Here is a 25,077-nt window from a genome sequence, read left to right on the forward strand (position 1 = left end):
AAAAAATTGGAAGGCAAAGGTACAAAAATTCTAGGCTTCATTTGCTATTTTATTGTCTTGCTACAAACTTTGGGCTATGCCTTTTCCAAGCTTCTAAAAGGATATAAAATTGAAATCCAAATAGTAAAGTAGCTATCACTAGATGTAAAGGTTGTGATAGGTACGGAAAATCAAAATAATACATAGCTATGCCTGTAAAAACCTCTAAAATAATAAGCCCAAAAACTATATTAATTTTTGAAAGCCAGAAGTTGTTCTTTCGGTTAAAATACCAAAGTGCAGCATTCACAATAAAAACAAGAATAGAAAAAGAACGATGTATATAAAAACTTAAGTCTGGGTTTTCTAACCATTGTGATTTTGCCTCATACCCTACAGCAGATACCTGTTCATCAACAAATTGACGTACTTGAGTCCCAATAACAACTTGAATTAAGGTTAGTATTAAGGCAAAAGCTAATAAGTTAATATACCCCTTTGTTACGGCATACGTTTTAGGAGTCTCTTTTGATGCATAAAGTAAATACAATAATACAGCTACAATGACTAGTGCCATCACCATATGTATTGTAATTTTAACTGGTGCTAATACAGAATATACAACTGTGGCACCCAACCAAGCTTGAAAAACAATAAACACTACACTTAACCAAGATAGATATACCAGTCGCTTTTTGAACTTCCATTTCCAGAAAGACAAGATTGCCATAATTAAAATAGCCAACCCAGATAACGCTCCTATTAACCTATTAATATATTCAATCCAGGTGTGCCAAACATTAAAAATAGCATAATCATGCTCTGTATATGATTCCCAGTTAGAAGGATTGTAATTTAAAGTGGTTGTAAAGTCGCTAGTAGCAACTTTTAAAGTTTCGTCTACGATTATAACATTTCCTTTTTCAAAAGCTGAATTTGGTTGCCATTCTAATTGCTCAGCTTCGGTAGGCGGGATGTAGTAACCAAAGCACTTGGGCCAGTCTGGGCAGCCCATACCAGAACCCGTCATACGTACCATAGCTCCTGCTATAATCACAAGATAGACAAGTATTAATGCTATTTTAACCCACTTTCTATACACCTAAATTTTGTTTTTAAGTTCTAAACCAATTTCTTTTCCTTTTTGAAGCATAAAATCCTTAGCCGCATCATATTCGTTAGGGATTTCACCTTCTAAAATTGCTTCTTTTATAGCATCTTTAATGATACCTATTTCTCTTGAAGGTTTTAATCCAAAGGTTTTCATAATTTCTTCCCCAGAAACTGGTGGTTGAAAATTACGAACGTGATCTCGTTCTTCTACCTCAACAATTTTCTCTCTAACTAATTGAAAATTATTATGGTATTTTTTAAACTTTTTGGGGTTTTTAGTAGTAATATCAGCTTCACAAAGTGTCATTAAATCTTCAACATAATCACCAGCATCAAAAATAAGTCTACGAACAGCACTATCTGTCACATCTTGAGCCAAAACAATAGGGCGCGACGACATTAATACCATTTTTTGGACAAACTTCATCTTGTCATTTAAGGGCATTTTTAATCGTTTAAAAAGCTTATAGACCATCTTTGCTCCAACAAACTCGTGTGCATGAAATGTCCAGCCTGCTTTTTTGTCAAATCGTTTTGTAGGCGCCTTACCAATGTCGTGTAACAATGCAGCCCAACGAAGCCAAAGATTATTAGTTGTTTTTGTAATATTATCTACCACTTCTAGCGTATGCCAGAAGTTATCTTTGTGACGTTGTCCTTCTTTTTCATCAATTCCTTGTAATGCGACTAATTCTGGAAATATAAATGGTAACAGTCCCGTCTTATGTAAAAGAGCAAACCCTTTTGATGGTTTGCTTGAGGCTAGTATTTTATGAATTTCATCCACAATGCGTTCTTTTGAAATAATCTTAATTCTAGAAGCATTCTCTGATATGGCAGCAAGTGAGTTTTCTTCTATTGTGAAATCTAATTGCGTAGCAAATCTAATAGCACGTAGCATGCGTAAGGGATCATCACTATAGGTTATAGAGGGATCTAATGGAGTTCTTATTACTTTGTTTTCTAGGTCTTCTACTCCATTAAAAGGGTCTAAAAGCACCCCAAAGGTTTCTTCATTTAGACTAAGAGCCAATGCATTTATTGTAAAATCCCTTCGGTTTTGGTCATCTTCAAGTGTACCATTTTCAACAGCAGGGTTTCTACTATCTTCAGTATAAGATTCTTTTCTAGCTCCTACAAACTCTAGCTCAATACCATTTGTTTTTAGCATGGCTGTACCGTAGTTTTTAAAAATTGAAACTTTTGGTTTTGCAGGGAGTAGGTTTGATACTTCTTTAGCTAAAGCTATACCACTACCAACCGCAACAACATCTATATCTTTAGCTTGACCTCTTTTTAATAAATAATCTCTTACGTATCCACCAATAACATAACTATCTAGTTCTAGGTTTGAAGCTGCTTTTGCTATCACCCTAAAAATAGATGGGTCTAATGCAGATGGATATGATTTAGTATTCAAAATATTTGAAAGAATAGATTGCTTATTAAAGAAAACAAAAACCGAATTACTTTCGTATTACAGTTACTTTACCATCTTTGGTTAGCTTAATAATAGCCGAAGGTTTTTCTGCTTTTTTTGACTGATGCAAATTTACGACATAGTCTACCCCTTCCAAAATTTGAGTACTTATTTCTTTAAAGCTTTTTGGGGTGGGTGCACCACTAATATTTGCGGATGTAGAAATAATAGGGCGACGAAATTTCCTTATAAGCTGTTTACAAAAGTCGTCTTTAGCAACTCTAATGGCTAAGGTATTATCTTTTGCTACTAGATTCTCTGCTACACGTATAGGATCGTCGTAGATTATAGTAGTAGGTTTTGCAGCATATTTTAATATATCGTAAGCAACCTCAGGAACTTCTTCTACAAACTCATTAAGCATTTTAAAATCATTTACCAGGCATAACAATGCTTTGCTATCATCACGCTGTTTTAATTTAAAAACGGCATCAATAGCCTCAGGGTTTGTAGCATCACAGCCTATACCCCATACTGTGTCTGTTGGGTATAATATAAGCCCTCCTTTTTTTAATGTTTCTAGTGCTTTAGTTATTTCGTTATGCATCATAATAAAAGTTTCTTCTTTTTAAGTATTAAAGCAATTAACATTGTAAGTGCAAAAAAAGCAAAAACAATAACACCTATAATTAAACTAAGAGAATCATTTTTATACATTATTTCGTCAAAAAACAAGGTGAAAATATAATTTAAAATCTTTGTTGGAATTAAAATAAGACTTATAACAATAGCCAGATATTTAGGGTTTGTATATTTAGTTATAATAGAATAAACAATTGGAGCAATAAAAAGTTCGGCTAATCCCAAAGAAAGCATTGAAGTTACTATAATTAAAAATAAAAATGGAGAATTAGCCTCAGGAATAAAAACAAGAAGAAGCAAGGAAACAACCCCAAAAAAGAACCCTAATGCAATTTTTAAAAAACTTGAATTATAAATATAGCTCCAAACAAAACAAAAAGTGATTCCTACAGCTATCGCAATGTAAGAAGAGAGTGAATTCCATAACCAAGAAGATAATACTTGGTTATTATGTTGTATATAACTTTGATTTATTTCATATATTGAATACGATGTAAATTCAAAAACTCCCCAAAAGAAAGCACTTAAAATTATTCCACCGAAAATATAAAGTGGATATTTAAAATTTGAGTAATCCAATTTTTTACTATTTTCTAGTTGGAAATTAAATTTATTGTTTAGCAATGAAAAAGCTAAAGCCACTAACATAAAACAACCAGCAAAAATAAATCCAACTGGATAGCCAAATTCTTCACCTATTAAACCCAAAAATAAAATTCCAAGAAATGCTCCCAAATTAATAACTACATAAAAAACTGTAAAACCTGCATCTAGTAGTTTTCTCTTTGACAAGTATGTTTTTCCAAATTGTGCAGTTAGATTAGGGCTAAAAAAACCATTCCCAAGAACTATTAAACCTAGACCTAAATAAAGCCCTAACTCAGAAGGAATACAAACTAAAAAAGTCCCAATCGCTTGAATTGCTGCACCAAGAACAATACTTTTCTGATTACCAATCAGTAAATCACCCAAAAGTCCACCCACTATATGACCAAATAAAAATAAACCGATAAAAATTCCATATACTCGAATAGCCTCTGTCCTATCCATACCAATAGTTTCGCTAATCATGTATAAAATTATTAAAGTTCTCAAACCATAATAAGACATCCTTTCAAACATTTTAGAGAAAAGGTACAAGATTGAGGATCTAGAGTGCTTAAACATACTTTTTGCAATTAATTCCATAGCGTTAATCAATTATCTTTTGATTGTGTTTAATAGATTTTGTTAGAGGAGCCTGTAACAATAATACCCAAAAAAGTGGCCAGTACTTTGGTTTAAAAATACTACTGAAAAAATAGCGGATTTGTAAATACGTTAGAAGAATGTAAAAAGAAACCACCCCATAGTGCTTCTTTATAACGTATAATAATGAGATTTTTAATTCGGTTTTAATTTTTATTGACTTTTCTGTACTAGCGCCATGGTAATGAATAAACTTCCCTTCTGGAACAAGATATGCTTCTTTATTTATGTTTAAAAGCCTTTTACAGATATCGGTTTCTTCATAATACAAGAATATATTAGTATCAAAACCACCTATTGTATTAAAGTATTCTGCTTTAAAGAACATAAAACTACCAGCAACAAATTGAGCTCGAATTGGTGTGTTGTATTCTTTTTTTCGTTTTGGATACTTATTAGCATTTATTTTTTCCAAAAGTTTTCTCCCAAAAAATTCCCTTGGTAAACTTGCAAAATGGTCTATAGTAGGCAGTAATTTATTATTCCTATTAAATGCTTGCGGGCCACACACACCCGCTTGTGGAGTTTTCTCCATAAACCTATAGAGTGAAGTAAAACAATCATTCTCTAACTCGACATCATTATTTACAAAAGCTATGTATTTACCTTTTGCCTTTTGCACTCCTAACATATTACCGCCTCCAAAACCTGTGTTAATCTTACTTCTTATTAAACAAATATCTATTTCATCCTGTAAAGTTTTTATATAAGCAGAAACCCTATCGTAACTATCTTGACTTGAAGCATTATCAACAATTATATATTGAAAACTTAAATTTTCTGGAGCATGTTGCAAAAGAGAATTAATACACTTCACAGTAAAATCTGCTGTATTATAATTTATAATTACAACGCTAATAGCAATCATAGAATTAATTTAAGTATTGGTCAACCCCTTTTTTAATATAGGTAAGTTTCTTACTCGTTGTTTCTTCTTCAATCAACTTATTTACCTCAATATGGCTCTTGTCTTGTTCTTTATGATAGATATGATACACAATCCCTTTATGTTTTAAACGCTTGCCTTTAATTCCATTATTAATGAGTCTTTGTATCATTTCACTATCATCTATGCCCCAACCTGTAAGTCCTTCGTTAAAGCCATTTACAGCTATAAAATCTTCTCTCCAAAAGGACATATTACAACCTCTTAACTTAGATGACCGCTCACTTTCTTTGCCATATCTATTGGCTAAAAAAGGGATTCTTAATGTTCTACCCCTTTTTTTAATTCCTTTTGAAAAAAAATGAAAATGGGTTTTCTTTTTTCTGAAAAGTTCAGGCAAATAATCTTTTTGAATATTTACTCTACTACCATATAAAAACGTTTTTTCCTCAGCTAAAGAAAGGTGGTCTTTAATAAAATCTTTATGCATGATGATATCACCGTCAATTTCAACTATATATGGATATTTTGCTTTGGCAATTGCCTTATTCATTATAGCCGGTTTCTGGTTTTTATTATCTGGATGCCAAATATGGTACAAGGGAACAGGGAAGTCTTTTTGAAATCTTTTTATTAGTTGTGCTGTTTCGTTACCAGAGCCATCGTCTGCTATAATAACCTCGTCTGGTAACTGTGTTTGACTTTTTACACTAAGTAATAACAATTCTAGTGCCTCAGGCCAATTATAGGTAGGCGTTACAAGTGAGCATTTTATTTTTGATTTTAAATTACCCATAAAACCCAAGTTTCTTTTTTAGTTGTTTACTATAAAATATAAAATAAGAAGACACTCTATTCATTAAGTTTCTATACCTCCATTTCGTAGTGTCTATAATTTCATTAGTTATCCAGTCTTCTTTTGTAGAAGTTATAGAGAAGTATTTAAAAAACATTTTTGCTGTAACATCTCCATAGCCAGTAAATTCATTTATTTTATTTTCATGATGTATTACCGAAGACCAAATACGTTTCCCTCTTATTTGTAAAACCCGTTTTTCTTTCTTCCACTTTCTATGTGCGACTGCATAGAAAGTTTTAGGTGTATCATTTTTTTCAATTAAAGACATAAACGGATTGTACAAATGCAGTTTTTTTCCGAGTAACACTTTAGGGGCTACTTGGAGCGTATATCCATCTACATAGTCTACAGCCAGAAAATCTTGACTATCAAAATTAGACTGTACTTCACCTACATATTCATTAGCTATACAATCATCATTATCTAGACCGCTTGTAATTATATAGTCTACATTATATTTTGCTATTTCGTTATGAATTCCTGGTAAAAAGGCATCCATCCCGTCCACAAATACTGGTTTAAAATTAGACAGTTGTTGCTCCAATTCCTGTATAACAAGCCTATACTTTTCTGATGTTGTAGTGTCAAAAAAAACAAGCCAAACAAAATTCTTGTTTGTTTGTGCAGCCACACTAGCAAAACAGTAATCTTTAAAAAGTTTAAATCTGTTTTCGTGCCACTCTTCTGTTAATACTGCAACATTTTGTTTATTGGTAGTCCAAGTTTCCTTTCTAAGATTAAATCTTGTGATTAAAAAATGTTGAAACATGAGTAGCGTTACTTTTGTAGCCTTATATTTGCTATAGCAAAGGTATTGTTTTTTAGCAAGTAAATTTTATGAGCAAAACACTCGTTGTACATCCGCAACAAGATACAATTACAAAAGCAGACGTTGAGAACCTCATAGCGTCTTTTCATACCCTAGAAGGTGGCATTAATAAACGTAATGTTATCAAGGTTACGCAAGTTAAAAACATACCTTTAAATATTAAATCTTTTAAAGTTCCGCACCTAATCAATAAAATAGCGTATGGTTTTTTTAGAGATTCAAAAGCTAAACGATCTTTTTACTATGCTCAAAAATTACTTGATAAAGATGTAAAGACTCCAGAGCCTATTGCCTTTATAGAAAACAGAAAAGGGGGACTGCTATACGATAGTTATTATGTAAGTAAGCATCTTAGTTATGATTTTACCATAAGAGAATTAGTAGATGATAATAACTTCCCAAATTATGAAGCTATCATGCGAGAATTTACTCGCTTTACGTTTTCACTTCATGAAAAAGGAATAAACTTCCTTGATCATTCGCCAGGAAATACACTTATTATAAAAAAAGACGTAGGACACGATTTTTATTTGGTTGATTTAAACCGAATGAATTTTGAAACTATGGGTTTTCACAAACGAATGAAAAACTTTGCAAGACTATCACCTAAAAATGCTATGCTAGAGTTATTATGTGACGAATATGCAAAACACTATACCTCACAATCAAAAGAAAAAATAAAACAAGTGATGTATTATTACTCGCATAAATTTTCTTCGAGTTTTAAAAGGCGTGAGCGTTTTAAGGAAAAATACTTTTTTTGGAGGAAGAAAAGGAAGAAAGCTTAATCTTTAAAATCCAAAAGAAACATTTTAACCCCTATCTTCGTCTTTAGTTGAAAACAACTACCAATGCAAAAAATTATTCTCTACTTTTTTCTCCTTTTTTCTAGCATACTAACTGCTCAAATTACGGGAACCGTTACAGACACAAAAGGCTCCCCACTACCCTATGTAAACATCTATTTAGAAGGAAGTTATCAAGGAACTACTTCTAATGAAGAAGGGAATTACACTTTAGAAATTGATACGTCAAATGAACAAACTGTTGTATTTCAGTTTTTAGGATACAAGACTGTTTCAAAAAAAATAAATAGTGAAACTACTGTTCTTAATGTTACTCTTAGAGAAGAACAAGTAAGCCTAGATGAAGTTGTTATAAATACTTCTGAAGACCCTGCGTATCGCATTATTCGTGAAACCATAGCAAAGCGTAAGGAAAATTTAGAGCGTATTTCTGCTTTTGAAGCCGATTTTTATTCCCGTGGTATTTGGCGTGTTAAAGATGCACCAGAAAAAATACTAGGTCAAGAAGTAGGAGATTTTGATGGCGCTTTAGACTCTACTAGAACAGGAATTGTCTACCTAAGTGAAACTATTAGTAAAATTGCGTATCAAGAACCTGATAATTTTAACGAGACTATTCTAGCAAGTAAAGTAAGTGGTGATGATAATGGCTTTAGTTTTAATAGCGCACTAGATGCAAACTTTTCGTTTTATGAAAATACTGTAGACCTCAATGCAGCTATTGTATCACCTATTGCCAGTAATGCGTTTAATTATTACAAGTACAAGCTAGATGGTGTTTTTTATGAAGGAAGTAAACTCATAAACAAAATAAACGTTCTACCTAAAAGACCTAACGATAGGGTCTGGAGTGGAACCATTTATATTGTTGAGGACGACTGGCAGTTATACGGAATAGAATTAACTACTAACGGAGACGCAATACAGGTTCCTTTTGTAAAAGATTTACTCTTTAAACAGAATTTCAGTTATGACAAAGAGTATAATTCTTGGGTAAAGATTTCACAAACTATCGACTTTGGTTTCGGCTTTCTAGGATTCAAAGGTGACGGAAGGTTTATTGCAGTCTATAGCAATTATAATTTTGAGCCAAGTTTCAGTAAAAACTCTTTTAGTAATGCAGTATTAACCTTTGCTGAGGAAGCCAATAAAAAAGATAGCCTATTTTGGAAAGATACACGCCCTGTTCCACTTACTACTGAAGAAATAAAAGATTACGTAAAGAAGGATAGTTTACAAACCCTTCGGAAATCTAAAAAATACTTAGACTCTATTGATGGGAAGAATAACAAGTTTAAACTATTGGACCCTATCACAGGATACACTTACGCAAACACTTATAAAAAATGGCGTATAAGCTATGACGGTCCTTTTCCAGCAATTAATTTTAATACAGTACAGGGGTGGAATGGCGGTGCTGGTTTAAACTATTTTAAGTGGTATGATGAAAATTCGACAAAATGGCTTTCTGTATATGCAAATGCAACCTACGGAATAGCAGAAGATAGACTACGTTTAACTGGAGGAATCACAAAAAACTTTAATAGAACCAATAGACTTAGACTTTCATTATATGGGGGTAGTAGTGTACAGCAGTTTAATGGTAGTCAGCCAATCTCTCCATTAATTAATAGTGTTTCTACACTTTTTTTTGAACGTAATTATGCTAAGTTTTATGAGCTAAATTATCTTAAAGCCAATTATAGTCAGGAATTGTTTAATGGCTTACGTTTGTTTGTAAATACTGGTTATGAAGAACGCAACCCACTTTTTAACAACACAGATTATGTTACCATCCCTAACGATGATGTAACTTATTCATCTAATAATCCGTTAAATCCTTTGGATACGGAGAATACAGCTTTACAAAAGCATTCAATTTTTAAAACAAGTGTAACAGCTGCTATCACTTTTGGACAAAAATATTATCTATATCCAGACGGAAAGTTTAATATTGGTAATGACGATTTCCCATCACTTAGCATCACTTTTGAAAATGGTCTAGGAGCGTCAAATAATGGTCTTAATTATAGCCAGATAAGAGCAAGTTTATATCAAAAAGTAACTATAGGAAATAAAGGAGATTTTAGATACCGTCTCAAAGGAGGTACATTTTTTAATGCTGATGACATCTCATTTGTAGATTTTCAGCATTTTAATGGAAATCAAACAAGAGTGGGTACAGCATCGCGATATACTAATGTATTTAACTTATTACCATACTATCAATTAAGCACTAATAAGTCCTATGTAGAAGCACATCTAGAACATGACTTTAGAGGCTGGATTCTGGGTAAAATTCCAGGAATTAATGCGCTTAATTTTAACTTAGTAGCTGGAGCACATGCACTTACTATTGATGGAAACAAGCCTTATACAGAATTATCTATAGGAATTGATAATCTAGGGATTGGTAGCTTTCGATTTTTAAGATTAGATTATGTTCGCTCCTTCTATAATGGTCAAAGTGAAGGAGCCTTTATTTTTGGGTTGAAGTTTTTAAACTTTATTGATTAATCAAGCTTTAAATACCAATTAATAGCAAACCAAAATCGATGACTAGAAACATCGTCAATAAAGTTTGAAACTCTATAATCTAGTCCCGCTTCTATTTTATTAGTATCAGTAAAAACATAGCCTAATACAGGGACTAGACGTATTTCTAAATCATTTTCTGCAGTTTCAAAAACACCTAAATACTCGTTATTAATTTTTAAGTACCATTCTTTTGGATCAACATCTTGCCCATTTAGCGAGAATTCACTCCCAAAACGATAGCGAGCTCTAAAGACAGGACTTTTAGAGTTTTCAAAGGTTTGGTCAACTCTAATTCTATGGCCCAACCTAACACCTTGCAAGCGTCTGGTAAATGTATATTGTTGTAAACTTCGCTGTATTATTTTGTCACCACTAACTCTAAATAGATATCCTACTCCTATACCTCCATTCACTCCCACTTTTCGTGACGTAATTGCAGTAAAATCTGTGAGGATATACTCATAATTTAATTCTGTTGGATTCTCAAAAAAACCAGCTGCTAGTTGTTGTCTAGATTCAATTTCAAAATTGAGTTGCCATACTTCAGTTATGTTTTTATTGAAATTAAGACTAGGCAATAACCCCCCTTGATAGTTGGACTGACTAAAAAAAGAAAAGGTGCTACATAATAAAACACCTAGTATAAGGTGTTTATTAATACTCAAGGTTATCTGTATTTCTTAAAATAATTCGCTTTTTGGATAGAAACTTTCCTGAGGCAGAAAAAAGATACTCATATTTTCTATACACTTTATCTTTTTTACCTCTGACGACTATTTCATAATTTTCGGTTACTTCTTTTCTTTTACTTTTATTGTTAAAAAATTCAAGTAGTACTGAAGTTTCACCAATGTATTGATGCTGAATTTTTACAATTCTGAATTTATCGAAATCCTCTAAAAACTTTTTTAAAACTGCAGATTTGGCTCTTGAAGTTAAGTTATCTATATGTGTAGTTATTTCTAAATCTTGTAATACACCATTAGTTTCAAACTCAATACTATACCTATCTCCTTTAAATTTAGTTTTAGCCTCTATAGAGTTTCCTTTATCACTCTCTTCTTTGTACCATTTAACTTTTTTATTAAAGTTAAATTGTTCTACAAACTCCCTGGCAGATTGTGGAACTTCTTCAAGTTTTAAACGATACTCCCTTTCAAATTTTTCTTGAGAGAAACTTGACTGTATAAAAAGTATCATAATAAGAAAAAGACTAAACTTCATTTAAAGAGGTTAATGTGATAAAATAGTATTCAAAAATTTAAAAGGTTAAGCGAGTTCTCTAATTTTTATCTTCTAATAAAGGTACAAATCTAAACTCTCCATACTCATTCTTCTCAAATTCAGTTTCGCTTTTGCGAGTAAAAACAGTCATTATTTGAACTGCATCACCTACAGGAATAACCAGATTAGCTCCAATTTTTAATTGAGCGAGTAGTGGTTTAGGGACATAAGGTGCTCCCGCAGTAACAATAATTCCATCAAAAGGCGCCTCAGCTTCAAGCCCAATGTATCCATCCCCAAAAATAAATCGTTTGGGTCTGTAGCCTAATTTGGGTAAAAACCGTTTTGTTTTTTTAAATAATTCGTTTTGTCTTTCAATAGTATATACCTGTGTTTCTAATTCTAGCAAAACTGCGGTTTGATATCCACTACCTGTCCCAATTTCCAGTACTTTATCACCCTTTGTAATTCCCAATAATTCGGTTTGTCTAGCAACAGTATAGGGCTGAGAGATGGTTTGGTCTGCAGCAATTGGAAATGCTTTATCCACATAGGCATGATCTATAAATCCAGAATCCATAAACAAATGCCTAGGTATTGTATTAATAGCTTCTAGTATCTGTTTGCTTTTTATTCCTTTTTTTTGAAGAGTTTCAACCAAACGCTTTCGCATTCCTCTGTGTGTAAAAGTATCTTTCACAAGCTAATTTCTTTTACTGCAAAATAGGTAAACGAAGTGTTTTTTTCAACTTTAAAATTTAAAATTATTGAACATAGTCATAGCTTTTAATTTGGTACGTAAAGGTGTACCTTTGTAGGAGTTCTTACTAAAGAATTTAAAAAAGTAAAATATGCTTAAAGCTGGGGTTTTAGGTGCCGGACACCTAGGAAAAATACATTTAAAATTATTACAGCAATCATCAAAATATGAATTGATTGGGTTTTTTGATAGAGATCAAGAAGCATCAAAAAAGATTGAAGAAGAGTTTGGCTACAAAAGCTTTCCCTCTATGGAAGCACTTATTGATGCTTGCGATATGGTTGATGTGGTAACACCAACAATTTATCATTTTGAATGTGCAGAAAAAGTAGTAAATGCTGGTAAGCATTTATTTATAGAAAAGCCCATTACACATACCGTTGAAGAAGCAAATACCCTAAGGGATCTTGCCAAACAAAAAGGGGTTCGTGGTCAAGTAGGGCAAGTAGAACGTTTCAATCCTGCTTTTATGGCGGTAAATCATATGATTGAAAACCCTATGTTTATCGAGGCCCACAGATTGGCTGAGTTTAACCCTAGAGGAACAGATGTTTCAGTAGTCCTAGACTTAATGATACATGATATCGATGCTATTTTAAGCGTAGTAAAATCTCAGGTTAAGAGTATTCATGCTAGCGGTGTTTCAGTAATAAGCGACACTCCAGATATTGCAAACGCCCGTATCGAATTTGAAAATGGTTGTGTTGCCAACCTTACAGCGAGTAGAATTTCAATGAAAAAAATGCGTAAAGCACGTTTCTTTCAGAAAGATGCTTATATCTCTGTGGACTTTTTAGAAAAAAAATGTGAAGTCGTAAAAATGAAGGATGCTCCTAAAGATCCAGACGACTTTGCAATGATATTAACTAATGCTGAAGGAGTTAAAAAACAGATTTATTTTGACAATCCTGATGTAAGTCCTAACAATGCTATTCTTGACGAACTAGAAAGTTTTGCTGAAGCGATTGAAAAGAACCAAACACCTGTTGTAAGTCTTACTCAAGGAACCGAAGCGCTTAGAGTGGCAATGAAAATTATAGAAAATTTTAAAAAACTAGATATTTAAATAAAGTATAACTAAAAAGATACCCGCTTTTGCGGGCAATATTATGAAAAATATAGCCGTAATTGGAGCAGGAACTATGGGAAATGGTATTGCTCACACCTTTGCTCAAAACGATTATAAAGTACAATTAATAGATATATCACAAGCATCTCTTGACAAAGGGATGGCTACCATTGCTAAAAATCTTGATAGAATGGTGGCTCGTGAAAAAATCACCGAAGCAGATAAGGAACAAACACTTGCAAATATTACTACATACACTAACCTCGAAGAAGGAGTAGAATACGCTAGTCTTGTTGTAGAAGCTGCAACCGAAAATGTAGATTTAAAATTAAAAATTTTTAAAGACCTAGATACCTTTTGTCCAGAAGATACTATTCTAGCAAGTAACACTTCTTCTATATCTATCACACAAATAGCAGCAGTAACTTCTAGACCCGAAATGATAATTGGGATGCACTTTATGAATCCTGTACCAATCATGAAACTAGTAGAAATCATTAAGGGGTACAATACTAGCCAAGAAACGTATGATGTAGTAGCAGATTTATCCAAAAAACTTAGCAAAGTTCCTGTAGAGGTAAATGATTACCCAGGCTTTGTTGCCAATCGCATTTTAATGCCAATGATTAATGAAGCTATTGAAACACTCTATAATGGTGTTGCAGGAGTTAAAGAAATTGATACCGTAATGATGTTGGGGATGGCACATCCAATGGGGCCTCTTGCATTAGCAGATTTTATAGGACTTGATGTTTGTTTATCTATATTAAATGTGATGTATGACGGTTTTAAAAACCCAAAATACGCACCTTGTCCCCTACTTGTAAATATGGTAATGGCTGGTAAGCTAGGTAGCAAGAGTGGAGAAGGTTTTTATGACTATAGTGAAAACAGGAAAGCAGAAACAGTATCAAAAATGTTTCAATAATTAATCTAGTTTTCAGTTACTAATTAGAGTGGTACCTCTCGCTATTTTCAAAATATAAAATGACTATATGCCCAGAATAATCCCTTTTAAAGCAGTTAGACCTACCCGAGACAAGGTAAGTCTTATTGCCGCTAGATCTTATGACAGCTATTCTGCTGCTCAGGTAGAAGCTAGATTAAGGGATAACCCATTTTCATTTTTACATATTATTAATCCTGGTTATAAATATGATAAGATAATTTCTGGAAAAGAGCGATACACCTTAGTAAAAAACAGATATCAAGAGTTTAAAGAAGACGAGATTTTTATTCAAGATGAAAAAGAGTCTTTCTATGTCTACAAAATTGTAAATAGAGATGGTTTAGTTTTTCATGGAATTGTTGGTGCTGCAAGTACACAAGATTATGAAAATGATACAATAAAGAAACATGAGGACACTATAGAATATCGCGAAGAGATTTTTAAAGAATACCTTGATACTGTAGGATTTAATGCAGAACCTGTGTTACTAACCTACCCAGATAATGATGAAATTGCAGCGTTTATTGCTGAAGTAATAAAAGAAAGAGCAGAATATGAATTTACAACTACATATCGTGACACTCATTATTTATGGAAGGTAGATGATTCTAGTATCCTAAAAAAAATAAGTGGTATTTTTTCAGAAATGGACACTCTCTATATTGCAGACGGGCACCATAGATCTTCATCATCTTGTTTATTGGCAAAGTATAAAAAATCAAAAAATGAAAACCATCAAGGAGATGAGCCATATAATTATTTTATGAGCTATTTAATTCCAGAAAGTGATTTAAAAATTTACGAGTTCAATAGGTTAGTAAAAGACTTAAATGGATTAAGTAAAGAGGAGTTTTTAATTGCACTAGATGCATCTTTCAGGATTGAAAACAGAGAGCAAGAATATTATAAGCCGTCTAAAAAGCACCATTTTAGCATGTACTTAGATGGTGATTTCTATTCCTTATACTTGAGGAAAGGAAGTTATGAGATTAATAACGCACTAGATGCCTTAGACACTCAAATTTTATATACTACAATCTTAGCTCCAATTTTGAATATTACTGATGTTAGAAACGACAAACGTCTAGACTATTCACATGGAAAAAAAGATTTAAGCTATGTAAAGAGTGTAGTTGATAAGGGTGAATTTCAAGTTGGATTTGGGTTACTCCCAATAACAACAGAAGAGCTAAAAAAAATAGCAGACGAAGGTTTAAAAATGCCTCCAAAGAGTACATACATTGAACCTAAACTTAGAAGTGGTGTTACTATTTACGAATTTTAGAAAGAAAGAACATGATTGCAGAAAAAATAAAAACATTTAAAAATACTATTCCCGATACTGTTACACTTGTGGCAGTTTCAAAAACTAAGCCAGCAAGTAAAATTTTAGAAGCATATAATACTGGACATCTTGTATTTGGAGAAAACAAAGTACAAGAAATGGAATCCAAGTGGCAGGAGCTTCCTAAAGATATAGAGTGGCACATGATTGGCCATGTACAACGAAACAAAGTTAAGTATATAGCTCCTTTTGTGAGCTTGGTTCATGCTGTAGATAGCCCAAGACTTTTAAAGGAAATTAATAAACAGGCTAAAAAAAATGAGCGAGTTATAAAGTGTTTACTCCAAATAAAGATTGCTGAAGAAGATAGTAAATACGGGTTAAGTAAAGAGGATGCATTTGCTTTATTAGCTTCAGAAAATTATAAAAATTTTGAACATGTAAAAATTGTTGGATTAATGGGGATGGCAACTTTTACAGATGACAAATTGCAAATTACTTCAGAATTTGAATCACTTAAAAAAACCTTTGAAGAGTTTAAAAAAGAAGACCCAAATATAGAAATCTTAAGTATGGGTATGAGTGGTGATTATACAATTGCCATAGAAAAAGGGAGTACAATGATACGTGTGGGAAGCGCTATTTTTGGAGAACGAAATTATTAAGAAAAGCATTTAAAAAGCATACTTGTACGCAATATTAGACATAGAAACCACAGGAGGTAAATACAACGAAGAGGGTATTACAGAAATTGCAATTTATCGTTTTGACGGATATCAAGTGGTAGATCAGTTTTCGAGCCTTATTAATCCAGAAAGACCCATTCAACCTTTTGTAGTTAATCTCACAGGCATAAGTAGTGATATGCTTCGTAATGCTCCAAAGTTTTATGAGGTAGCCAAACGTATAATTGAGATTACAGAGGGTGCTATCCTCGTAGCACACAATGCTAAGTTTGATAATAGAATTCTTACTACAGAGTTTGATAGACTGGGATATCAATTTGAGAAAGAAACTATTTGTACAGTAGAACTAGCAAAAAAATTAATTCCTGATCAAGAGTCATACAGTTTAGGGAAGCTGGTTAGATCGCTTGGTATTCCATTAAGTAACAGGCACAGAGCACAAGGAGATGCAAAAGCAACTGTTGCATTATTTAAAATGTTATTGGCAAAAGACACGAAGAAAGAAATTGTGTCAAAAATGGTGCGAAAAGACCCAAAAAGACAGCTAGAGCCTAAACTACTAGACCTCATTGAAACTGCTCCAAGATTGACTGGTGTTTACTACATGCATAATAAATCTGGTGAAATTATATACATAGGAAAAAGTAAAAACATTCAAAAAAGACTTACTCAGCACTTTACAAGCGACAATAAAAAATCTAAAAGAATTCAACTTGAAGTACATTCAGTTACATATGAGCTAACAGGAAATGAACTTATTGCTTTGTTAAAAGAAAGTGCAGAGATTAAAACAAACAAACCAAAATATAATAGAGCCCTACGTAAAACTTTTTATAATAACCAATTAGTATCTTTTGTTGACCAAGATGGATATATAAACCTTAAGATAGAAAAAGCAAACACCCAAAATAAACCTATAATAACATTTACAAACTACCAACAAGCAAAGTCTTCCCTTTTTAAGATAACTGAAAAGTATGCTCTTTGCCAAAAACTCACGGGACTTTATAAAACAAAATCAAGTTGTTTTTTATACACAATTAAAGAATGTTATGGTGCGTGTATAAATGAAGAGTCTAAAGAAACATATAATGCAAGGGTTAAAGACTTTCTAGATAAAAATAGCTATGCCAATCAAAACATGTTGATAATAGATAAGGGTAGAGATATTGATGAACGCTCTGTTATCTATATCGAAAATGGAGCGTATAAAGGTTTCGGTTTTTATAATTTAAACTTTCAGATTACAAATCCTGAGGTGCTAAAAAGTATTATAATTCATTCAAAAAATGATAGAGACTCGCAACACATCATTCAGTCATATATTAAAAAGAAGAAAGTTCTTAAAATAATCAACTTAGAGAAGAATACTGTAAATTGAGTTAATCTTACTATTTTTACTATAAATACCCACTTTTGGAAGCAACTACAAATAGTACATGGAGAAAAAAATTACATGAAATTATCTACGAAGCAGATACTCCTTCAGGTAAACTATTCGACATTATATTACTAGTCTTAATTATTTTGAGTGTTATTTTTGTAATGCTCGAGAGTGTTAGTTCTATAGATTTAAAATATCACAATCTATTGTATATAGGTGAGTGGATAATAACTATTTTCTTTACGTTAGAGTATATTGCAAGAATTATAACTGTTAAAAAACCATTCAGTTATATTTTTAGTTTCTACGGAATTATAGACTTTTTATCTACAGTACCTCTATACCTTTCATTTATATTGGCAGGAAGCAATTATCTATTAACTGTAAGAGCGTTACGTCTTCTTAGAGTTTTTAGAATTTTAAAAATTACTCGATATGTAGGTGAATCAAACAAACTAATGAAGGCTTTAAGAGATAGCCGTCCTAAAATTTTGGTTTTCCTTTTTGCAGTCCTTATTATGTGTATAATATTTGGTACCCTTATTTATCTTATTGAAGGAGAACAAAGTGGTTTTAAAAGTATTCCTGTAAGTGTATATTGGTGTATTGTAACATTAACTACTGTTGGGTTTGGTGATATTGCACCGGTAACGCCTTTAGGCCAGTTTCTAGCTGCACTTATTATGATTACTGGTTATGGAATAATAGCTGTACCTACAGGAATTGTAAGTGCAGAGTATACTAGAAATACCAAGCCTATTAAAATAGAGGATGAAGAATACGTGCATGTGAATACACAAATTTGTCAATCTTGCGGTACTGCTAAGCATAGAGATGATGCAAAATTTTGTCATAAATGTGGTGAAGCGTTACACCAAGCTGAAAATTTAGGCTAATGAAAAAACCTACGCTCATTTGCGTTGTTGGCCCAACAGCTATTGGTAAGACATCACTTGCAATATCACTAGCCAACCATTTTTCTACTGATATCCTCTCTGCAGATTCCCGTCAATTTTATAAAGAAATGTCTATTGGCACAGCGGCACCTTCTTCTCAAGAACTTGAAGCTGCTAAGCATCATTTTATTCAACATAAAAGTATAACTGAAACATATACCGTAGGAGCTTTTGAAAAAGACGCACTTTTAAAACTAGATAAACTTTATAGCAAAAAAGACTACGCTATACTTGTAGGCGGCTCTGGTTTATATATAGATGCAGTTACAAAAGGACTAGATACCTTTCCAAAAATAGCTCCAAACATTAGGGAAAAACTAAATATTGCTTTTAAAGAAAAGGGAATTAAATTTTTACAAAGTGAATTAAAAGAAGTAGATCCAACTTATTATAATAAAGTAGATACACAAAACCCACATAGGTTAATAAGAGCATTAGAAGTGTATAAAAGTTCTGGTGAGCCCTATTCCTCTTTTCTTAATCAACCGAAACCAGAAAGGCCCTTTCAAACAATATATATAGGGCTAACAGCAGATAGGGAAAATGTTTATGATCGAATCAATAAACGGGTAGATACTATGATTGCAAATGGGTTACTTAAAGAAGTTGAAAGTTTAGCTCCTTATAAAAACCACAATGCACTACAAACAGTAGGTTACAGGGAGTTATTTCCTTTTTTTGATGGGAAAATTTCTTTAGATGAAGCTATTTCAGAAATAAAAAAGAATACTAGACGATTTGCTAAGAGGCAATATACTTGGTTTAATAAAAATAGTGAGATAAAGTGGTTTGATTATAGAACTCCAGTTTTAGAAATAATTGATGCAATAGTCTAAAAACTTTTAAAAAGACCAACATTCATTAATACAGAGTTAATACCTTCATTAGGAAGTTCTCTATCTAAATTACTTAAGTGTCTCCACCCCAGTTTATATTCAAGAGAAATATTAGTAAGTAAATTATAAGTAAAACCAAGAGCGATGTTGTCTGAAAAAATAAAACCAGGCACTTGTTTTGCAGGTCCTTTTTTAATATAGTGTGGCCCTACTCCAAGCAAACCAAAGACTGAGATTTTTTTATTGGATAAATAAAGTCGTCCAAGTAAGGACAAATTAAGACCATACTCAAAAGAATTAGTAGCTGTAGGGGAATTGTTTTTTTTCCTAAAGCTCACAATATTGAACTGAGGAGTAAAAACACCTTCAAGTTCAAACTTTTGTTTTTTCAGAATTGTTCTATGGTAATTTATTTGAATAAGGTGTACATCATAGTCCAGATCAATATTTGCATTTAAAAAATCAAGCCCATAACTAGTTCCTAAACCATAAGAGAATCCAAGCTTATGCTTACTGCTGAACTCTTTATTATGCTGGGCAAAAATAAAACTGGGGAGTAATAGAAATAAGATTAATTTCACGACATCAAGATATAGCATAAAAACAAAAAACACCCTAGAAAAAGGGTGTTTTATGACACTTTAGTTTATTCTTAAAATTAGTTATCAACTTCATCTCTAACTACCAAACGGAATCCTTCTCCATGTATATTGATTATTTCTACACCGTCATCTTTACCAAGATATTTACGAAGTTTAGCAATATATACATCCATACTTCTAGAAGTAAAGTAGTTATCATCTCTCCATATTTTAGTTAATGCTAATTCACGAGGCATTAAATCATTTTTATGAAGTGCTAATAGTCTTAACAACTCATTTTCTTTAGGAGATAATTTTACTGGATCTTCTTTTTTATAGGTTAAAAAACGAAGTTTTGAGTTTAGGAAAAAGTTTCCAATCTCGAACTCAAATTGTTTACTGTCTGCTATTGAATCTGTAGCCTTACGTTGAATTATAGCTTTTATTTTCATAAGCAATACCTCACTATCAAAAGGTTTGTTTAAGTAGTCGTCTGCTCCTACTTTATAGCCTTTTAATACATCCTCTTTCATTGCTTTTGCAGTTAAGAAAATAATTGGCACATCTTCATTCTTTTCACGAATCTCTTTGGCTAATGTAAAACCATCTTTATATGGCATCATTACATCAAGAATACAAAGATCAAAGTCGTCTTTTTTAAACTTTTCAAAACCTTCCATACCATTTTTGGCATGTGTTACGTCGTAATCATTCATGGCAAGGTAGTCTTTGAGTACCGTACCAAAGTTTGGATCGTCTTCTACTAGAAGAATTTTTTTGTTTTCAGTTTCCATAATTTTAAGATATTAAGTGTAATTTAAGTGTAAATGTACTACCCTTGCCTTTTTCACTCTCAACGTAGATTTCTGCATCATGATCGTCGAGAATTCTTTTTACATAGGCAAGGCCAAGACCATGACCTTTAACGTTATGTACGTCTCCGGTATGTTCTCTATAAAATTTTTCAAATATTTTTTTCTGAACAGATTTTGTCATTCCCATTCCTTGATCTCTAATTTTTAAAACAATGCTGTTTTTTACATTTTCTGTAAAAACATCAATCTTTGGCTCATCTTCAGAATACTTTATAGCATTGTCTAACAAATTTACAATTACATTGGTTAAATGCGATTCATTACCAAGTATTGAAGATTTTAATGCTCCAAAATGAGTTTTTACATACCCATTTCTATCTTCAACAATTAGACTAATGTGTGAGATTGCATCTTCTACTACATTGTGTAATTTAATACGTTCTTTCTGTAAATCTAATTCGTTTTTCTCTAGTTTAGAGATACGTAATACATTTTCTACTTGAGCATGCATACGTCTATTTTCGTCTTTAATCATTTTTAGATATCGCTCTAAAAACTCTTTATTATCTTTAACCTTAGGGTTTTTTAATGCATCAAGTGCTAAATTAATTGTAGCAATAGGTGTTTTAAACTCATGGGTCATGTTGTTTATAAAATCACTTTTAATTTGTGAAATCTGCCTTTGCTTAAAAATTTGGGATAATGCATTTGCAAATGTAAGTACAATCACGCCTGTAAAAACAAGCGACAAAACTGCCATCCCTAAAATTTCATTTAATACAACCTTCCCTTTTCCTGGAAAACTCACCAATAAATCATACGTAGTATTTGCTTCTTCATTAACAAACAATGGTACTTCGTAGGTAGTCTTAGGATTTGGTTTAAACTTACTAGAACGTACTTTTGTTGCTAAACCTTTACTATATACTGCAAACTCAAAATTAGAGTTCAAGTTATACTCATTAAGCGCGTGAGTAAGATATTCAGAAATTTCTTCTTTTGAAACTCTACGATGAATAGGCTGTTTTGCCGAAAGAATTTTATATTGCCTTTCAAATTGACTTAATTCGTAATCTTTTAACCTTGAAAAAGATTCATTAATGGTTTTAGTACTACCAGAACCGTCTACTCCATCATTTATTTTAGTGCTTGTTTGTCTATTAGTTATTTTTTTAAACTGAATGCTATCTAATTCTACATCCTGAAAGTTTGAAGAAAGTTTATAGTCCTCGGCTAAAATTCCGTCCGAAAAAATTACTGTTTCATTATCATCATTATTTCGAAAACTATATACCAGTTCACTTAAGCTTGCATTGGTGGGAGTATCTAAGCTATCAATCAACCTACTATATACATTGTAATAGTCCTCTGCTTCTCTAATCTGAATTTTTTTTGCAACTGAAACTAAAATCTGACGGATGTTAATAGATAATTGGTCTTCTTTTGTTTTGTATGAGTTTGATATCCAGTACCCTTGAACAAAAATAATCCCAAGTAAGGATAATGACATTAGAGCAATTAAGAGTGCAAAAAGCTTTTTGTTCATAAGCCCAAAAATAAGATTTTAACATTTAGGGGGTGTTCCTTTTAACCTAATGTTAACAAAATGAAAGATAGCTAAAAGCTAGAGGGTTTCTAAAAACTTTTCGTGCATTTTTAACACATTTTCTTGTGTTTTTTCTAAGTCAATATTTTCAATTACCAATCGTGTTAAACTTCTTTTTTTAGTATCACTCCATTGGTTTTTCATACGTGCTTTTACTTCTTCTTTTGTAACTCCATCTCGCTGCATTACACGTTCTATTCTTATATGCTCTGGAGCTGTTACCAAAATGGTAGCATCACAGCTTTTGTACCCTCCATTTTCAAATAGGATAGCTGCTTCTTTAATACAATACACACTTTCTTGTTTTAGACACCACTTTTTAAAATGTTTAGCAACTTTAGGATGAATTATATTATTAAGCTTTTCAAGTTTTTCAGAATCATTAAAGACAATATTTGCTATATATTTAGAGTCTAAAACATCATTTATATAAGAATCTTCTCCAAAAACTGTAGTAATTTTTTTTCTAATAACTTTAGAAGTGTTGGTAAGCTTCTTTGCTTCAATATCTGCAATATACACAGGCACTCCTAATGTGCTAAACATTTTGGAAACAGTAGTCTTACCACTACCTATACCTCCTGTAAGTCCTACTATCTTCATTTAAAAATAAGGTAATTAATTTTGTTATGGCTCAACTCTATATTCGATATTCCTTCTGGCGATTTTGCAATCTCAGGAATAAGAAAACTTTGATTTTTATCTGCAGTATTAAAGTCACAAATAATACTAAAATCACTTTTAGAAATGCTGTTAAAGTTACTCATGGAGACCACAAACGAGATTTTAATATTCTCAGGAATCAATTTTATTTTTTTATCAGGAGGAGCATTTCTAATATCTATTGGTACAGTAATATTATGAGCAGTAAATTCTTCAACTGTTGCAGCTACAACTACTTTATAAGTTTCTAACTTAAGGTTAGGATTAGGATTAATAAGTAATACTTCTTCAGAAAAAGAACTATTTACATTATTTAGTTTAAACGGTTTAGTCTTTATACTATCTATTGTGGTTAAAAGCTCATTAGGTCCTACTACAATTACTTTATTAGGAGTTATTGTAACCTCTTGTATTGTTTTAAAACCCTTTTTAAAACTAACTTGATTATCGAGAGCTACTGGAACTTCTTTTGAAACTAATGCGTTTAATAAAACATCAATTGAGCTAACCGAAAGGTTTTTTACTTCCAAATTCTTTCCTATTTGATTTTGGATAATTTGTTTTAACTCACTTTGGTCAATAGAAACTAACGAATCTTCATCAGAAAGATAGTCTGTTATAGAAATCTCTACCGATGGATTTTTTAAACTAAGCATTAAAAACTCAAACCCATTGGTTGTAGCATCAAAAGAGAGTTTACTAATATTATTTTCTGAAAGTTGAGAAGAAACAGGAATGTTTGTATATCTAACCTGAGTAATTAATGAAACTGTTTGCTCTTGAGAAAATTTAGTAAGCAACCATAAAACTACGGCCAATAATAAAAAGAAAAAGAATGACTTTAACTTTGTAGCTCTATAATTTCTCTTTGCTTTTTGCATACAGGAATATACTATTTAAAAAACAAATGAGGAAACTGTTCTTGTGGATTTCTTCCCATCCAAGTTATATGTAGTGTTGAATAAAAATACGCTAACCCATAGCCAAAAAATTGAACAAAAACAGCGATTATAGATAAAAAACCAATCACAACACTCTTATTTTTAATTGCAGAATCGATAAAAAGAAGTAGTATATAGCTTAAAAGAGGTATTAAAAAAAGAATGCTACAAAACAGGCCTAACAAGATAGACCCTAGAGTAAAAAAAACAAATAGCGTAGGTAACCAAAAAGTAATTTTTGCTGCATCTGGGTGCCATTTATTTAAAATAGGACGAACCAAGCCAAACTTTTTTACTTGGGTGTAAAATTTTTTCCACGAGATTCTGCGTTTATGATATACATAGGCATTAGGCAAAAACGTAGTAGTGTAGCCTTTCTTTTTTATTCGTTGTGACAAATCTGGATCCTCTCCCGGATGTATTATGCCAAATCCTCCTGTTGCCTCAAAGGCTTCCTTTGAAATACCCATGTTAAAACTACGGGGTTCAAACTCCTGAATACTTTTTTTATTCCCTCGAATTCCACCAGTAGTAAAAAAAGAAGTCATTGTATAATTAATAGCTTTTTGCAGCTTACTAAAACCTTCATCTGCCGCATCGGCTCCGCCATAACAATGGTAAAAAGTATTAGTTAGGTAGGTTTTTACTGTTGTTAAATAATGCGGTGGAATAATACAATCACTATCTAGAATTATAAAATAATTGCCCTTTGCCCTTTGCATACCATAGTTTCTAGAAGAACCAGGGCCAGAATTCTCTTTAAAAAAGTAGTTAATGTTTAGTGAATTAGAGAATTGTTTAACAACAGTCTCAGAAGTTTCAGTAGAACCGTCTTCTACAATTACAACTTCAAAACCATCATCATATTCCAGCATTGCTAAACTTTCCAAAAGCTCTTTAGTTTCCTCCGGTCTGTTATAAACAGGTATAATAAATGAAAAGGTTAACTGCATAAAACAAAGGTAGTAAAACAAATACCCTATTTACTAAAGGCAAATAGGG

Annotated in this window: 25 protein-coding genes; 9 read left to right on the forward strand and 16 right to left on the reverse strand. The window is 32.1% G+C overall.

The features are described from left to right. Positions 1 to 49: 49 nt before the first annotated feature. From RM538_RS03885 to RM538_RS03915, 7 genes are read right to left on the reverse strand one after another with little or no spacing between them, the layout of a single operon-like run. Positions 50 to 1,081 (reverse strand): COX15/CtaA family protein, encoded by a 1,032-nt coding sequence (locus RM538_RS03885; RefSeq protein ID WP_311332080.1) that lies wholly within the window; start codon positions 1,079 to 1,081, stop codon positions 50 to 52. Then, positions 1,082 to 2,512 carry a CCA tRNA nucleotidyltransferase gene (locus tag RM538_RS03890; protein WP_311332081.1) on the reverse strand — a complete coding sequence of 477 codons (1,431 nt, stop codon included), beginning with the start codon at positions 2,510 to 2,512 and terminating at the stop codon, positions 1,082 to 1,084. Positions 2,513 to 2,558: 46 nt separating this feature from the next. Beyond that, positions 2,559 to 3,119 (reverse strand): L-threonylcarbamoyladenylate synthase, encoded by a 561-nt coding sequence (locus RM538_RS03895; protein ID WP_311332160.1) that lies wholly within the window; start codon positions 3,117 to 3,119, stop codon positions 2,559 to 2,561. Then, positions 3,119 to 4,342: a POT-type proton-dependent oligopeptide transporter gene (locus tag RM538_RS03900; RefSeq protein ID WP_311332082.1), complete on the reverse strand. Its 1,224-nt coding sequence runs from the start codon at positions 4,340 to 4,342 to the stop codon at positions 3,119 to 3,121. Before RM538_RS03900 ends, RM538_RS03895 begins: the two co-directional genes overlap by 1 nt. A gap of 4 nt (positions 4,343 to 4,346) precedes the next feature. After that, the gene (locus tag RM538_RS03905; protein ID WP_311332083.1) at positions 4,347 to 5,270 is read right to left on the reverse strand and encodes a glycosyltransferase family 2 protein; all 924 of its coding nucleotides are present in this window, start codon (positions 5,268 to 5,270) and stop codon (positions 4,347 to 4,349) included. Positions 5,271 to 5,274: 4 nt separating this feature from the next. Then, positions 5,275 to 6,084: a glycosyltransferase family 2 protein gene (locus tag RM538_RS03910; RefSeq protein WP_311332084.1), complete on the reverse strand. Its 810-nt coding sequence runs from the start codon at positions 6,082 to 6,084 to the stop codon at positions 5,275 to 5,277. Beyond that, positions 6,077 to 6,916, reverse strand: coding sequence for a glycosyltransferase (locus RM538_RS03915; protein WP_311332085.1), 840 nt, complete (start codon positions 6,914 to 6,916; stop codon positions 6,077 to 6,079). Before RM538_RS03915 ends, RM538_RS03910 begins: the two co-directional genes overlap by 8 nt. Before the next feature lie 68 nt (positions 6,917 to 6,984). On the opposite strand from RM538_RS03915, the gene RM538_RS03920 reads away from it, so the two are divergent. Together RM538_RS03920 and RM538_RS03925 are read left to right on the forward strand one after the other, a co-directional pair. Beyond that, complete coding sequence (locus RM538_RS03920) at positions 6,985 to 7,764, forward strand: lipopolysaccharide kinase InaA family protein (RefSeq protein WP_311332086.1); 780 nt, start codon at positions 6,985 to 6,987, stop codon at positions 7,762 to 7,764. A 63-nt stretch (positions 7,765 to 7,827) separates the two neighbouring features. Then, a complete protein-coding gene (locus RM538_RS03925) occupies positions 7,828 to 10,299 on the forward strand; it encodes a DUF5686 and carboxypeptidase regulatory-like domain-containing protein (protein WP_311332087.1) in 2,472 nt (823 codons plus the stop codon). Here the strand turns inward: RM538_RS03925 and RM538_RS03930 are convergent. Genes RM538_RS03930 through RM538_RS03940 form a run of 3 tightly spaced genes read right to left on the reverse strand, consistent with a single transcriptional unit; the run spans position 10,296 to position 12,244 of the window. After that, the gene (locus RM538_RS03930) at positions 10,296 to 10,985 is read right to left on the reverse strand and encodes a DUF2490 domain-containing protein (protein ID WP_311332088.1); all 690 of its coding nucleotides are present in this window, start codon (positions 10,983 to 10,985) and stop codon (positions 10,296 to 10,298) included. The two genes, RM538_RS03925 and RM538_RS03930, sit on opposite strands and share 4 nt — an antisense overlap. Continuing rightward, positions 10,975 to 11,544, reverse strand: a complete 570-nt coding sequence (locus RM538_RS03935; RefSeq protein WP_311332089.1) for a hypothetical protein — start codon at positions 11,542 to 11,544, stop codon at positions 10,975 to 10,977. Before RM538_RS03935 ends, RM538_RS03930 begins: the two co-directional genes overlap by 11 nt. Positions 11,545 to 11,602: 58 nt before the next feature. Next, positions 11,603 to 12,244 (reverse strand): protein-L-isoaspartate(D-aspartate) O-methyltransferase, encoded by a 642-nt coding sequence (locus RM538_RS03940; RefSeq protein WP_311332090.1) that lies wholly within the window; start codon positions 12,242 to 12,244, stop codon positions 11,603 to 11,605. 151 nt (positions 12,245 to 12,395) lie between these two features. Between RM538_RS03940 and RM538_RS03945 the strand changes: the two genes are divergently transcribed. The 7 genes from RM538_RS03945 (at position 12,396) to miaA (ending at position 19,469) form a co-directional block, all read left to right on the forward strand. Continuing rightward, positions 12,396 to 13,370: a Gfo/Idh/MocA family protein gene (locus RM538_RS03945; RefSeq protein WP_311332091.1), complete on the forward strand. Its 975-nt coding sequence runs from the start codon at positions 12,396 to 12,398 to the stop codon at positions 13,368 to 13,370. A 43-nt stretch (positions 13,371 to 13,413) separates the two neighbouring features. After that, positions 13,414 to 14,301 (forward strand): 3-hydroxybutyryl-CoA dehydrogenase, encoded by an 888-nt coding sequence (locus RM538_RS03950; protein WP_311332092.1) that lies wholly within the window; start codon positions 13,414 to 13,416, stop codon positions 14,299 to 14,301. A gap of 67 nt (positions 14,302 to 14,368) precedes the next feature. Continuing rightward, positions 14,369 to 15,607, forward strand: coding sequence for a DUF1015 domain-containing protein (locus RM538_RS03955; RefSeq protein WP_311332093.1), 1,239 nt, complete (start codon positions 14,369 to 14,371; stop codon positions 15,605 to 15,607). Between the two features lie 11 nt (positions 15,608 to 15,618). Further along, positions 15,619 to 16,272: a YggS family pyridoxal phosphate-dependent enzyme gene (locus tag RM538_RS03960; protein ID WP_311332094.1), complete on the forward strand. Its 654-nt coding sequence runs from the start codon at positions 15,619 to 15,621 to the stop codon at positions 16,270 to 16,272. Positions 16,273 to 16,294: 22 nt separating this feature from the next. After that, on the forward strand, positions 16,295 to 17,674 hold the full coding sequence (locus RM538_RS03965; protein ID WP_311332095.1) for an exonuclease domain-containing protein: 1,380 nt from the start codon (positions 16,295 to 16,297) through the stop codon (positions 17,672 to 17,674). Positions 17,675 to 17,709: 35 nt separating this feature from the next. Continuing rightward, the gene (locus RM538_RS03970; RefSeq protein ID WP_311332096.1) at positions 17,710 to 18,573 is read left to right on the forward strand and encodes an ion transporter; all 864 of its coding nucleotides are present in this window, start codon (positions 17,710 to 17,712) and stop codon (positions 18,571 to 18,573) included. Further along, positions 18,573 to 19,469, forward strand: coding sequence for a tRNA (adenosine(37)-N6)-dimethylallyltransferase MiaA (gene miaA, locus RM538_RS03975; protein ID WP_311332097.1), 897 nt, complete (start codon positions 18,573 to 18,575; stop codon positions 19,467 to 19,469). The genes RM538_RS03970 and miaA overlap by 1 nt, the downstream gene beginning before the upstream one ends. On the opposite strand, the gene RM538_RS03980 is transcribed toward miaA, so the two are convergent. The 6 genes from RM538_RS03980 to RM538_RS04005 all read right to left on the reverse strand — a co-directional run bounded on the left by RM538_RS03980 (position 19,466) and on the right by RM538_RS04005 (position 25,028). Continuing rightward, positions 19,466 to 20,050, reverse strand: a complete 585-nt coding sequence (locus tag RM538_RS03980) for an acyloxyacyl hydrolase (protein WP_311332098.1) — start codon at positions 20,048 to 20,050, stop codon at positions 19,466 to 19,468. The genes miaA and RM538_RS03980 overlap by 4 nt on opposite strands. 77 nt (positions 20,051 to 20,127) lie before the next feature. Further along, positions 20,128 to 20,844 carry a response regulator transcription factor gene (locus RM538_RS03985; protein WP_311332099.1) on the reverse strand — a complete coding sequence of 239 codons (717 nt, stop codon included), beginning with the start codon at positions 20,842 to 20,844 and terminating at the stop codon, positions 20,128 to 20,130. A 4-nt stretch (positions 20,845 to 20,848) separates the two neighbouring features. Then, the gene (locus RM538_RS03990; RefSeq protein ID WP_311332100.1) at positions 20,849 to 22,411 is read right to left on the reverse strand and encodes a sensor histidine kinase; all 1,563 of its coding nucleotides are present in this window, start codon (positions 22,409 to 22,411) and stop codon (positions 20,849 to 20,851) included. 78 nt (positions 22,412 to 22,489) lie between these two features. Continuing rightward, positions 22,490 to 23,074, reverse strand: coding sequence for a dephospho-CoA kinase (coaE, locus tag RM538_RS03995; RefSeq protein WP_311332101.1), 585 nt, complete (start codon positions 23,072 to 23,074; stop codon positions 22,490 to 22,492). Continuing rightward, positions 23,071 to 24,015 (reverse strand): CdaR family protein, encoded by a 945-nt coding sequence (locus RM538_RS04000; RefSeq protein WP_311332102.1) that lies wholly within the window; start codon positions 24,013 to 24,015, stop codon positions 23,071 to 23,073. The genes coaE and RM538_RS04000 overlap by 4 nt, the downstream gene beginning before the upstream one ends. Positions 24,016 to 24,026: 11 nt before the next feature. Then, on the reverse strand, positions 24,027 to 25,028 hold the full coding sequence (locus RM538_RS04005; protein ID WP_311332103.1) for a glycosyltransferase family 2 protein: 1,002 nt from the start codon (positions 25,026 to 25,028) through the stop codon (positions 24,027 to 24,029). Positions 25,029 to 25,077: the final 49 nt, after the last annotated feature.

The organism is Patiriisocius hiemis (genome assembly GCF_031846325.1).
In the GTDB taxonomy this organism is placed as follows: domain Bacteria; phylum Bacteroidota; class Bacteroidia; order Flavobacteriales; family Flavobacteriaceae; genus Patiriisocius_A; species Patiriisocius_A hiemis.

Bases quoted from the DNA above. Each gene is read 5' to 3' on its own strand.
- RM538_RS03990 (WP_311332100.1), bottom strand. From the start codon at position 22,411: ATGAACAAAAAGCTTTTTGCACTCTTAATTGCTCTAATGTCATTATCC.
- coaE (WP_311332101.1), bottom strand. From the start codon at position 23,074: ATGAAGATAGTAGGACTTACAGGAGGTATAGGTAGTGGTAAGACTACT.
- RM538_RS03960 (WP_311332094.1), top strand. From the start codon at position 15,619: ATGATTGCAGAAAAAATAAAAACATTTAAAAATACTATTCCCGATACT.
- RM538_RS03920 (WP_311332086.1), top strand. From the start codon at position 6,985: ATGAGCAAAACACTCGTTGTACATCCGCAACAAGATACAATTACAAAA.
- RM538_RS03935 (WP_311332089.1), bottom strand. From the start codon at position 11,544: ATGAAGTTTAGTCTTTTTCTTATTATGATACTTTTTATACAGTCAAGT.
- RM538_RS03945 (WP_311332091.1), top strand. From the start codon at position 12,396: ATGCTTAAAGCTGGGGTTTTAGGTGCCGGACACCTAGGAAAAATACAT.
- RM538_RS03900 (WP_311332082.1), bottom strand. From the start codon at position 4,342: ATGGAATTAATTGCAAAAAGTATGTTTAAGCACTCTAGATCCTCAATC.
- RM538_RS03915 (WP_311332085.1), bottom strand. From the start codon at position 6,916: ATGTTTCAACATTTTTTAATCACAAGATTTAATCTTAGAAAGGAAACT.
- RM538_RS03910 (WP_311332084.1), bottom strand. From the start codon at position 6,084: ATGGGTAATTTAAAATCAAAAATAAAATGCTCACTTGTAACGCCTACC.
- RM538_RS03895 (WP_311332160.1), bottom strand. From the start codon at position 3,119: ATGCATAACGAAATAACTAAAGCACTAGAAACATTAAAAAAAGGAGGG.
- RM538_RS03950 (WP_311332092.1), top strand. From the start codon at position 13,414: ATGAAAAATATAGCCGTAATTGGAGCAGGAACTATGGGAAATGGTATT.
- RM538_RS03905 (WP_311332083.1), bottom strand. From the start codon at position 5,270: ATGATTGCTATTAGCGTTGTAATTATAAATTATAATACAGCAGATTTT.
- RM538_RS03985 (WP_311332099.1), bottom strand. From the start codon at position 20,844: ATGGAAACTGAAAACAAAAAAATTCTTCTAGTAGAAGACGATCCAAAC.
- RM538_RS03955 (WP_311332093.1), top strand. From the start codon at position 14,369: ATGCCCAGAATAATCCCTTTTAAAGCAGTTAGACCTACCCGAGACAAG.
- RM538_RS04000 (WP_311332102.1), bottom strand. From the start codon at position 24,015: ATGCAAAAAGCAAAGAGAAATTATAGAGCTACAAAGTTAAAGTCATTC.
- RM538_RS04005 (WP_311332103.1), bottom strand. From the start codon at position 25,028: ATGCAGTTAACCTTTTCATTTATTATACCTGTTTATAACAGACCGGAG.
- RM538_RS03925 (WP_311332087.1), top strand. From the start codon at position 7,828: ATGCAAAAAATTATTCTCTACTTTTTTCTCCTTTTTTCTAGCATACTA.
- miaA (WP_311332097.1), top strand. From the start codon at position 18,573: ATGAAAAAACCTACGCTCATTTGCGTTGTTGGCCCAACAGCTATTGGT.